The organism is Candidatus Omnitrophota bacterium (assembly GCA_016929445.1).
Classification (GTDB): domain Bacteria; phylum Omnitrophota; class Gorgyraeia; order JAFGIU01; family JAFGIU01; genus JAFGIU01.
Genome location: JAFGIU010000129.1, coordinates 1 through 12206 on the forward strand (window position 1 = coordinate 1; position 12206 = coordinate 12206).

The following is a 12206-nucleotide window of genomic DNA, read 5'->3' on the forward strand; positions in this document are numbered from 1 at the left end:
CAGAGTAAGTGTGGTTTTGGGCCAGCCGCGATTCAATGACCTGGCGGTTACCCCGAAGAAATGCCAAATCGGCCGTTTGTTGTTCTCCGAAGGTTCCTCCCCATGGAAAATTCTCAGGGGCGTTTTCCAGGCGCGCCAAGGTCTGTTGAATCTCTAAACGCAGCAGGGCCAAATACTGCTTCATATTTGCCTGCCATGCCGGATTTTGATCCAGGAAGAGGCCGGTTTGTTCCAACTGAACCGCTTCCTGGAAGAGCGAATAGAGTTCTTGCTGCAGCGGCGAATACGTTCTTATATCGAAGTCCGCCGAACCTCTCAGCGGGGTGAGGGCTCTCACAGCGGCCAATGATCTCAGAATGGTGGATTCCAGGTTTCCGGAAGCTACTCGATCCAGGTCTTGGCGAATGGCCGGAATCCTCTCCGAGAGCGTCTCCGCCTTGGCGTGAATCAGAACCGTGTTGAAGCTGTCGGAAAGCGTATTCTCATAGGCTTCCTGAGCAACGAGAGGGCCGCCCATCCGGCTGACTTGGTTCCGCAGTCGCTCCGGGATCTGCGCACTGTATTGCGAAAAAAGATCGCGGTACAGGCTGCGGTCTTCCGTGACCCAGCCCTCCAGCCGGTTGAGCGCCCCGGCCGCCTGGGCCGGGTCTTCCAGGTCATCGGCTGCGGCCTGCGTTTGCCAGTACCAATAGGCGCTCGCAATGCCGAATTCAAGCGTGGTTTCCATGGCCGCCATGCGGTGCGCGTTCCCGGCGGGGATGCCTAGCAAATATTGCCAGGAAGCCTGGCGCAGGTCGTGGAAAAGACCTTCGATCATCAAGTCCGGGTATGCCGTCCATTGAGTGTTCAGGACAAGGAAGATTGTGCCGTCCTGCGCTCTGTCCGGCAGGGTATTGGTCACCAGCGCCGGGCCTGCCTCAGGGCCGAGGTCCGCCCACCAGAACTCAATGCCGGTATAGGAACTGCTATCGGCAAGTCCGGCCAGCAGATCATTGTAGGCAGCCTCCACGGAACTGCGCCGCTCCGTCACAGCGCGCGCATCCTCCTGGCTGATTTTGCTAAGCAACGCAGCGATCCCCGCTTCACCATATTCATTCTGATCCGGTTGAAGCACCAGCGTGGATTGCCAGTTTCCGGCCAACGCGTGGATGCTCAAGGTTCCCTTCATCTGATCGCCGGGGAGTGCCGGCGTTGCGGGAGCTGGGGTTACGGCGGCGCTGCTTAGGGCCGGAAGCGCAGCCAAAACCGTGCCTGCAGGGGAGTCCTCTCCAGGGAATATTCCCCGAGCCTGAGTGAGGGCCTGATACAGAGCGGCTGTGCCGTTAAGACCGGTACCCGGGCTGCTGCCGTCGGAGTTCCGAAGCCTGACTGTAATCTCAGTCAAGTCGGCCTGGGCCTGCTGAGAACTCTGAAGCTCTATCTGTAAGTACCGAATATTTTTTGTTGGCAAGGTCACATCCCGATCTATCTCAACATATTTCCTGTAGGTATGAAGAGCCAGTGCGTGCACATGGGATTCCCAGCCTGCTTGCTGGTAGACCTTTGCTCCCAGAGTACCTAATTCCTTAAGTGCTTGACCTAAGCCGTTGAGGGCTTTGCTCTGCACTTCGTCGTGATTAGATGTAGCGGCTGCAGCTAATGTATTAATGGCGTTAAAGAGGACCTGGATTTCCGGGTCACTGAGCTCAGTAGTTGGGGCCTCTTGCAGTTGTCTTAAACGGCCGGCGAGTTGGCCGGCCAGCTGCTCAATGGCCTGGACTGGGGCCAATATGGGACTATGCACCAATGTCTGAATCTCAGTTGCATGAGCAAGGTGGATGCCGTTGCCTGTGAGAAGGCGGGTTATTTGGGTCTGGAGCTCCGTATTTTTTCCGTTCGCGAAAAGTGCTTTCGCAAATGCGCCGGCTTCCGCACTGAAGTTATTGTTGGCTGCATGCTCCAGCATGAGCAGCGTGGTCTGCGCTTCTAAGGAGATCTCTTGTTGGCTGGCGATTGCATCAAAGGCGTCCCGATTCTTTGCGTCGAGTTCGGCCAATTCAGCCAGCACTCCCGGTTGCTTGATCCACTCCAGAGCCGCGGTGCGCGCGATCTCACTGTCAAAGCCCGCAATCGCCGCCAAACTCGTGCGGCTCAACTTGGCCAAAAGCGCGGCAAAGTCCAAAGTCTGCCCTGTCAGGATCCGGTGGTAGCGCTCCTCGTCGTGAGGTGTGGTGGCTCGCGGGGCAACCACGGCATAAGCCACATCCTGCATCCGCAAATAACGCATCATGCCTTCGGTGTGGTAACCGCCGGTGATGATGACCGCGTTCCCGGCGCCCAGTTCGTTCATCTTGTCCAGAGCATGGGTGACCATCACGCGGTCACGTTCGTGGGCCAGGTCGTAAAAGCGCTCTACATTGGGCAGGTGCGGGTCGATCTTCTCGGCCGCGTTGCGCCAGTCCACGCGCGCAATGCCTGGATCGTCCAGGCCCAGGGATTGGCTGAAGCTGCGAAAGGCCCGCGTCTGAAATGCCGACGGGTCCTCCTGGTACTGCTTCCATTTGCGGGAGTTGAGCTTGAGCGAAAAGGCTTCCCTCAGGAGCCGCACGTGCTGGAGATTCACTCCCAGCTCGCGCTCCTGAGGGGTGCGGGCCAGTTGCACCAGGATTTGGTCGTACACCGTTTCCATTTGCCCGGGCAGCTGCGAGGCATCAATGCGGCTATTGGCTTCCAGGTAAGCCACGGTGGCTTGCAGAGCCCGGGCCTCGTCTTCGGCACTCAGGTGCGTGGTGCGCAGCTCCAGGAGACGGCGGTAAAAGGCGAGGGGTTTGGTGTGTCCTTCGCGCAGGCCCACGGTCAGGTCCAGGAGTTCCTGCAGAGCCTGGCGCTTTCCGGCCTCGGACAGGGCCTTGCTCAGTTTCTGCACCAGGTCCTGGACCTCGCGGTTCGTGGCTTCCGTATCAATCATCTCTTCAAATTTTTGCGTGCGGTACAGAGCGCCCACGTGCCGGGTCTCTTCCGCATCCAAATCCAAGCCCAAGTTGCTGGCGGTCTCGCCCAGATACTGAATGTATTCGCCCAATCCCAGACTTTGGTCGGTAAACAGGTGGGCCTTTTCGTCCAGCTCCATGAGCGGTTCGGAAAATACCAGGGGTTTGAGGCTGGCCAGGTGGGTTTCAATTTGATCCAGGGCCGGGCCTGCCTCGCGGTTATAGTGCAGGGCCAGTTCGTGGGCCAACAAGTGGTCCAGGTAAAGGGTGGGTGTTTCCACGCCAAAGAGGCGCGCCTCCGGAGCCTCCACGATCGAAAAATACTCGGCGCCGGTGAGCTCGCCCTCACTCAAGAAAAGACTGGCCACCTGCTGCCGGATTTCCTTGATGGGGAATCCGGAGACCGCGGAGGTGTCCACGTCCCCGGCCGCGCCTTCCATGAACACCAGGTCCACCCCGTAGTGTTGGTTGAGATCCTGGAGCAGGGCGCTGATATTGGCTTGGGCCTCGGAGTGCGTGTGCAAGTCCTGGATATGGATGAGCGTGCGTTTGGGAGCCGTGCCTTGGGGGCTGAAGGTATCCACGACCCGGCCTGCGGTCTCCGGCACTGTAAAGGCGGAAATGTCTTCCAGGCTCAGGGCTTCTGCGGGGCCGCTTGCGATGGCTTCCACGATTTGCTGGGCGGAAGTCTGGGAGGAGGCGGTAGCGGGCCGGGTCTTGGAGGCAAAAAACCGGCCGCCTGCACTGGGTGCGGCCTGCAGCATTGATGTGCATAGAAAGACCTGGGCGGTTGCCAGGGCAATAGCCCGAATAAGGGGACTTGACCGGCGTTTAGATGTGGAACCCGTGTGTGTTGTCATGGCCGTATGTATAGATGAAGAGCAAAACTTTTTTAACGTAGTTAAAATGTATCATATTAACACTCGCTCTGCAAGCCGGAATCTCCCCAAAATATGTAATTTCAGGGTAAAAAAAAGGCCCAAAAACCGGGGATTCTTCCCTCTTTTTGCAGTGTTGCGCTGTTTGGGGGGTGTTGGTAGAATCGGAGGGCTGTAAAAAACAGGCAGGGACGGTTCTCGACTGTGCGGTGAATTGTCCTACCTGTTTAGAACTGTAGCTGAGGTGTGAATGCCGGATTCCTTCAAAACCCGCAAGTCCCTCACGGTCCAAGGCCGCGAGTACCAAATCGCCCACCTGCCTTCTTTGGAGAAGCAGGGCTTTAACATGGCCCGGCTTCCCTATTCCTTGAAGATCCTTTTGGAAAACCTGCTGCGCAACGAGGACGGCAGCACGGTCACGGCGGCGGATATCGAGGCCTTGGCCCAGTGGCAGGCTTCGGCTGTGCCAAGCAAGGAAATTGCGTACCGGCCGGCGCGCGTTCTGATGCAGGATTTTACGGGTGTGCCCGCAATAGTGGATTTGGCAGCCATGCGCGATGCGATGAAGGCCATGGGCGGCGACCCGAACCGGATCAACCCGCTTCTGCCGGCGGAGATGGTCATTGATCACTCGGTGCAGGTGGATTATTTCGGCACAGCGGACGCGCTCCAAAAGAACACGGATTTGGAGTTTGAGCGCAATCGCGAGCGCTACACTTTTTTGCGTTGGGGGCAGGGGGCTTTTGACAACTTCAAAGTGGTGCCTCCGAACACGGGCATTGTGCATCAGGTGAATCTGGAATACTTGGCGCGCGTGGTGATGCGGGGCGGGCAGGGCAACGCGCAATGGGCTTTTCCGGACACGGTGGTGGGCACGGATTCGCACACGACCATGATTAACGGCCTGGGGGTATTGGGCTGGGGCGTGGGCGGGATCGAGGCCGAGGCCGCGATGCTGGGAGAGCCCATCTCCATGCTCATTCCGCAAGTGGTGGGGTTTCGGTTGAGCGGCAAGTTGCCCGAGGGTGCGACCGCAACCGATTTGGTTTTGCGAGTGGTGCAGATGCTGCGCGAGAAGGGCGTGGTGGGGAAATTTGTGGAGTTCTTCGGCCCTGGCCTGGCGGGTCTGAGTCTGGCTGACCGCGCGACCTTGGCGAATATGGGGCCGGAATACGGCGCGACCTGCGGGATCTTCCCCGTGGACGCGGAGACCCTGAATTACCTGCGCCTGACGGGCCGCAGCAAAGAGCAAGTGGCTTTGGTGGAGGCTTATTGCAAGGAACAGGGGCTCTTCCACACAGCCTCTGCGCCTCAGGCGGATTACACGGATACCTTGGATCTTAATTTGAACGAGGTGGAGCCTGCATTGGCCGGGCCCAAACGGCCGCAGGACCGGATCGCGCTCAAGAACATGAAGCCGCAGTTTGCGCAGGATCTGCCCTCTCTGAAAAAGGGGGAATCCAAGGGTGTGGCGGCAGTGGAGTCCCGGGGCGCGCGCTTTGAATTGCAACACGGCTCCGTGGTCATTGCCGCGATCACGAGCTGCACCAATACCTCCAATCCGGCGGTCTTGATTGCCGCGGGTTTATTAGCGCAGAAGGCCGTGGCCGCGGGGCTTAAAACCAAGCCTTGGGTGAAGAGTTCTTTGGCGCCCGGCTCCAAGGTGGTCACCCAGTATCTGGAAAAGGCCGGTCTGGCCCGGGAGCTGGATGCGTTGGGTTTTCAGACCGTAGGTTATGGATGCACCACCTGCATCGGCAATAGCGGGCCTTTGGCCGCGCCCATCAGCGAAGCGATACAAAAGGGGAATCTGGTGGCCGCATCGGTTCTGAGCGGCAACCGGAACTTTGAGGGCCGGATCAATCCGGATTGCCGGGCCAATTATCTGGCGAGCCCGCCCCTGGTGGTGGCCTATGCCTTGGCCGGCCGCGTGGATATTGATTTTGAGACCGAGCCCATCGGCAAGGGCAAGGACGGGAAGCCGGTTTTCCTCAAGCACATTTGGCCTTCGAATCAGGAGATTTCCGAGGCCGTGGCGCGGGTTGTGCGCGCGGACATGTTTGAGGCGAATTACGCGGATGTGTACAGCGGGCCCCGAGCCTGGCAGGCGCTGGAAGCGCCGCAGGGCGGGACCTATGCTTGGGATAAGGATTCCACGTACGTGAAGCGCGCGCCTTATTTTGAGAACATGGGTGCGGAGCCCGGTGCAGTGACGGATATTGCGGGAGCGCGGGTCCTGGCTGTGTTGGGCGACAGCGTGACCACGGATCATATTTCACCCGCAGGTTCGATCAAGGCCGACAGCCCGGCCGGCAAGTATTTGCAGGAGCACGGAGTGGCGCCTAAGGACTTCAACTCCTACGGGTCGCGGCGCGGCAATCACGAAGTGATGATGCGCGGCACCTTTGCCAATATCCGGCTGCGCAATCAGATGGTTCCGGGGGTGGAGGGCGGTTTTGCCGCGCACCAACCCGGCGGCGAGCAGATGAGTATTTATGACGCGGCTATGCAGTATGCGCAGGAGAAGGTGCCTCTGGTGATCTTGGCGGGCAAGGAGTATGGATCGGGCTCGAGCCGGGACTGGGCGGGCAAAGGCCCGCGGCTTCTGGGTGTGCGCGCGGTGATTGCCGAGACGTATGAGCGCATTCACCGCTCCAATCTGGTGGGCATGGGGGTGGTTCCTTTGCAGTTTGAACAGGGGGCAAATGCGCAGAGCCTGGGCCTGGACGGCACCGAGGTTTTTGAGATCAGTGGCCTGGCCGCGGGGATCGAAAACGGCTTTGCGGGCGGGCGCACGGTGAAGGTGATTGCAACGAAAAAAGACGGTAAAAAGGTAGAGTTTAGCGCCGGGGTCCGGCTGGACACACCCCAGGAAATCCTCTACTATCGCCACGGCGGGATCCTGCAGTATGTGCTGCGGAAGCTGCTTTTGGGAGACACAACACCTATTTGTTAACGCGTCATCGCGAACACAGTGAAGCGGTCCGACGCGAAGCGTCATGGCGATCCGCCGCGGTTTATGGCGGAGTGGCCATCTTTGTTCCACAAAGATCCCCACGTCTCCGCCACAGATCGTGGCGGATCCTCGGGATGACAGTTCGGAGATCCATTGACTGACGATATCAAAGATCCGATTGCCAGTTTTGAAGAAGGGCTGGATAAGGATGAACTTCAGGATTGGCTGGGGTCCTTAGAGGGTCTTTTGGAGCAATACGGCCCGCAGCACGTAGGCCATCTTTTGCAGCTTTTGGAAAGAAAGATGCGCGCCTCGGGCGTGGATATTCCGTTCACGGCCAACACGCCGTACGTCAATACCATCCATGTGAGCGAACAGCCGCGCTATCCGGGCGACCGGGAAATCGAGCGGCGCATCAAGAGCATCATTCGCTGGAATGCCATGGCCATGGTGGTGCGCGCCAACCGCGAAGAGGCGGGAATCGGCGGGCACATTTCTACGTACGCTTCCGCGGCCACGCTCTACGAAGTGGCCTTCAATCATTTCCTGCGCGGCAAGAGCGATGACTATTCCGGGGACACGGTCTTTATCCAGGGCCATGCCACGCCCGGCATTTACGCGCGCGCTTATTTGGAAGGAAGACTTACGGAAAAGCATTTGGAGAATTTCCGTCGCGAGTTGCGCGAAGGCGGAGGGCTTTCTTCGTATCCGCATCCTTGGCTCATGCCCGGTTTTTGGGAATATCCCACGGTTTCCATGGGTTTGTCTCCGATCATGGCCATTTATCACGCGCGATTCCTGCGCTATTTGGAGGACCGCGGCCTCAAGGAGCCCAAGGGTGAGCACGTGTGGTGCTTTATCGGCGACGGCGAATCGGACGAGCCGGAAAGTCTTGGGGCTATCACCTTGGCCTCGCGCGAAAAGCTCGACAACCTTATTTTTGTCATCAACTGTAATTTGCAGCGCTTGGACGGGCCGGTGCGCGGCAACGGGAAGATTATCCAGGAATTGGAGGCGGCCTTCCGCGGCGCGGGTTGGAATGTATTAAAAGTGATTTGGGGCGGGGACTGGGATCCGCTTTTGGCCGAGGACCGCGGCGGGCAACTGGTCAAGCGCATGAACGAGGTGGTGGACGGCAATTATCAGAAGTACACGGTTATGCCCGGAGCCTACACGCGCGAACATTTCTTCGGCAAGACGCCGGAGCTGGCCAAGATGGCGGAGTCTTTGACGGATCAGCAGATTGAGCGCATGCGGCGCGGGGGGCACGATCCGGCCAAAGTCTATGCCGCGTACAAGGCTGCGGTGGAGCACACGGGCCAGCCCACGGTGATTTTAGCCAAGACCGTGAAGGGTTATGGATTGGGCGAGGCCGGCGAGGGCCGCAATATCACGCACCAGCAAAAGAAGCTCAATGAAGAAGAGATGAAGGAGTTTCGCACCCGCTTCAATATTCCTCTTTCCGATGAGGACGTGGCGAAGATGCCCTTTTACAAGCCGGCCGAGGACAGTCCGGAAATGCTGTATTTGAAGGAGCGGCGTCAAGCGCTGGGCGGCTATGTGCCTTCGCGGGTGACCCAATACAGGGCGCTCAAGGCGCCGGGGCCGGAACTCTTCGAGGAGTTTGACGCAGGCACCGAGGCCCGAGAGGTGTCCACGACCATGGTCTTTGTGCGCATTCTTTCCAAATTGCTGCGGGACAAGGACATCGGGAAGCTCATCGTGCCCATTGTACCCGATGAATCGCGCACCTTTGGGATGGAGGCCTTGTTCAGGCAAGTGGGGATTTACTCGCATGTGGGCCAGCTCTACGAGCCTGTGGATTCGGATACGCTTCTCTACTATAAGGAAGCGACGGACGGCCAGATTCTCGAAGAGGGGATTACGGAGGCCGGTTCCATGGCCAGCTTTATTGCCGCGGGCACTTCCTATTCCTCGCACGGTGTGAACACCATTCCTTTTTTCATCTATTACTCTATGTTCGGTTTTCAGCGCGTGGGCGATATGATTTGGGCTGCTGCGGATTGCCGGGCCAAGGGATTTTTGGTGGGCGGTACGGCCGGGCGCACAACACTGGCCGGGGAAGGGTTGCAGCACCAGGACGGGCATTCGCACTTGATGGCGTCGGCGGTTCCCAACTTGATGGCTTATGATCCTGCCTTTGCGTATGAGATTGCCGTGATTGTGCGCGAAGGGATCCGGCGCATGTATGAGGCGCAGGAGGATATCTTCTACTACTTGACTGTGGGCAATGAGAACTACGCGCAGCCGCCCAAGCCCGGGGATGTGGATGAGGGGATACTCAAGGGGATGTATCGCTTCAAGGCCACGGAGCGCAAAGATCTTAAGCTGCGCGCGCATTTGTTCGGCAGCGGGGCGATCATGAATCAGGTTTTGAAGGCGGCGGAGATTCTTGAAGAAAAATACAATGTGGCGGTGGATACGTATAGCGTAACGAGTTATAAGGCTTTGCGTCAGGACGCGTTGGACTGCGAGCGCTGGAATATGCTGCATCCCGATGCTCCGGAACAGCGGCTTCCCCACATTGCCCGGACCTTGATGGGAGAGGAGGGGGTGTTTGTGGCGGCTTCGGATTATGTCAAGATTCTGCCCGATGCGATCGGGCGCTGGTTTCCGAAGCGCGTGCATTCCTTGGGCACGGACGGATTTGGGCGCAGCGAGAGCCGCGAGGCCTTGCGCGATTTCTTTGAAGTGGATGCGCGCTATATTGTGTTGAAAACGCTTCGGGCTCTGCAGATGCACGGGCACATTGAGGCCGGCACGGTGAAGAAGGCGATCACGGATTTGGAGATTGACACGGAGAAGGTCAATCCGATGGTGAGTTGACGCACAGCGTGCGTCATTGCGAACACAGTGAAGCAATCTGATACCCGGGAATCGTTATGATGGACTTCAAACTTCCTGAATTAGGCGAGAACATCGAATCCGGCGACGTGGTCGGTATTCTGGTGGCGGTTGGCGACTCGGTCGCCAAGGACCAGCCCCTTTTGGAGCTGGAGACCGACAAGGCCCAAGTCGAGGTTCCGTCACCTGCGGCCGGTACCGTGTCCGAGATCCTTATTAAGGAAGGCGACACCGTCAAGGTCGGCCAAGTCGTTATGAAGATTGACTCCGGTGCTGAGCCCGAAGTTGAGACCAAAGCAGAGAGCAAAGAAGAGCCCCGAACTGAACCGGAACCTGAGCCTCAGGTTACACGCCAGGTTGCGCCCCAGGCTGAGCCTCAAGCTGAGAACCGGGCTGATCACCCAACGGAGGCCGCCCCGGAGCCTTCCCCAAAGCAGCCTGCGCAGAATGTAGTGGCTGGGCCGTCTGTCCGCAAATTAGCTCGTGAGTTAGGGATAGATGTTTCTCAAGTTCCCGGTAGCGGCCGGAATGGCCGGATTTCCACCGAAGATATAAAGGTTTATGCCAAATCCGTTATCAGTGGGTCTGTGGCTGCCTCCGGCGCTGTTGCTGCGGCAGCGCCGCTTCCGGACTTCTCCAAATGGGGGGAGACTGAGGCTCAGCCTTTGACCAAGATCCGCCAGGTCACGGCCCAGAACATGGCACAGGCCTGGTCCTCGATCCCGCACGTGACGCAGTTCGACAAATCCGATATCACGGAACTCGACGAGTTGCGCAAGCGTTTTGGCAAACGCAAAGACGGCCGCGACCGTGTGACCGTGACCGCGATTATCCTTAAAGTAACGGCTGCGGTGCTCAAGCAGTTTCCCCAATTCAATGCCAGCCTGGATCTGCCCAATAAGCAACTCATCCTGAAGAAATATGTGCATCTGGGAGTGGCCGTGGACACGGAGCAGGGGCTCCTTGTGCCGGTATTGCGCGATGCGGACCAAAAAAGCATTGTGGCTATCGCCGAGGAAATCGATGCGCTGGCGACAAAGGCGCGCAATAAGAAGCTCAGTGTGGAAGAAATGCAGGGTGCGAGTTTCACCATTTCCAATCTGGGAGGGATCGGCGGCACGGGCTTTACGCCGATTGTGAATCCGCCTCAAGTGGCGATTCTGGGCGTGTCGCGCGGCCAGCAAGAAGTGATGATTGTAGAAGACGAAGTTGTGGCGCGGCTGATGCTTCCGATCTCGGTTTCTTACGATCATCGGGCCGTTGACGGCGCTGACGGCGCCCGCTTTCTGCGCACTCTCGCTGAATACCTTTCGAATCCGTTGAATCTTTTAGTAGAGAGTTAGAAACTAAAAGGCCAGGGACAGTTCTTGCCTTTTAAACTTGCTGGCCGACCAGGGTGCCTGGCACCCGGTGAGGCAGAGCATCGTTCCTCTCAGGATTGTAAAGAAGGTACTCGCTAATGCTTGAACCTCCGGTGAACACAACAACGCGCCGTTTTCCCGATTGGATCCGTGTGACTTCCGGCGGGAATGAAAACTACTATGCGGTTAAGAATATTGTGGCCGGTAATAAGCTGCACACAGTTTGCGCGGAGGCCAATTGCCCTAATGTGGGCGAGTGTTGGGGGCACGGCACGGCAACCTTCATGATTCTCGGCGATGTGTGCACGCGCGGCTGCAAGTTTTGCTCTGTTAACAAAGGGCGGCCGCCGCTTTATGACACCGAAGAACCCAAACGCCTGGCCGGTGCGGTTGCGCAGATGAAGCTGCGCTATGTGGTCATTACCTCTGTGGACCGGGATGATTTGCCGGACGGGGGCGCGGGCATTTTTGCGGAGAGTATCCGTGAGATCCGGCACCGCTGTCCGGGGATTGAAATCGAAGTCCTGATCCCGGACTTTCGCGGCAGTGCCGAGGCCCTGAAGATGGTCTTGCAGGCAAGGCCGGATGTGTTGGCGCACAACCTGGAAACTGTGCCGAGTCTTTATCGTCTGGCCCGCGGCGGCGGAGTTTATGCCACCTCGCTCTCGCTGTTGGAACGCGTGCGTGCTTGGGCCCCGGACTTAGTGACCAAGAGCTCCTTAATGCTGGGTTTGGGCGAGGAAATGGAAGAGGTTATTGAAGTGATGTCCGACCTGTGCACCTGCGGCGTGCAGATCCTCACTTTGGGACAGTATTTGCAGCCCTCGGTTCGGGAATTGCCTGTGGCGCGCTTTGTGCCGCCGGAGGAGTTCGAGGGTCTGGCGCGTTTGGGCAGGGATATGGGCTTTGCGCACGTGGAGGCAGGTCCTTTGGTGCGAAGCTCCTACCGCGCGGAGCGCCAATTGAAACGGTGCCAGGCACCGGTGCCTGGCACCAGTGCCTGACACCGTGTTTGGAGAAATATGACGGAACGTATGTTTGATATCGCAATTATTGGAGCGGGCCCGGGCGGCTATGTGACGGCCATCCGCGCGGCGCAGCTGGGCAAGTCCGTGGCGGTGATTGAGCGCCAGGCCCTGGGCGGTACCTGCCTGAACGTGGGCTGCATTCCCACCAA

At 58.4% G+C, this 12206-nt stretch carries 6 protein-coding genes; 5 read left to right on the forward strand and 1 reads right to left on the reverse strand.

Features of this window, described 5'->3' with window-relative positions; all coding sequences use genetic code 11:
• On the reverse strand, positions 1 to 3733 hold a 3733-nt coding region (locus JW937_09975; protein MBN1587736.1), incomplete at its 3' end, for a hypothetical protein.
• Between the two features lie 364 nt (positions 3734 to 4097).
• Here JW937_09975 and acnA point away from each other — a divergent pair.
• The 5 genes from acnA to JW937_10000 form a co-directional block, all read left to right on the forward strand.
• On the forward strand, positions 4098 to 6803 hold the full coding sequence (gene acnA, locus JW937_09980) for an aconitate hydratase AcnA (protein ID MBN1587737.1): 2706 nt from the start codon (positions 4098 to 4100) through the stop codon (positions 6801 to 6803).
• 165 nt (positions 6804 to 6968) lie between these two features.
• Complete coding sequence (gene aceE, locus JW937_09985; protein MBN1587738.1) at positions 6969 to 9650, forward strand: pyruvate dehydrogenase (acetyl-transferring), homodimeric type; 2682 nt, start codon at positions 6969 to 6971, stop codon at positions 9648 to 9650.
• Between the two features lie 59 nt (positions 9651 to 9709).
• Entirely contained in the window at positions 9710 to 11011 is a 1302-nt protein-coding gene (locus JW937_09990; GenBank protein MBN1587739.1) for a 2-oxo acid dehydrogenase subunit E2, read from the forward strand.
• A 116-nt stretch (positions 11012 to 11127) separates the two neighbouring features.
• On the forward strand, positions 11128 to 12033 hold the full coding sequence (gene lipA / locus JW937_09995) for a lipoyl synthase (protein ID MBN1587740.1): 906 nt from the start codon (positions 11128 to 11130) through the stop codon (positions 12031 to 12033).
• Positions 12034 to 12051: 18 nt separating this feature from the next.
• The coding region (locus JW937_10000; protein MBN1587741.1) for an FAD-dependent oxidoreductase at positions 12052 to 12206 on the forward strand (155 nt) is incomplete at its 3' end.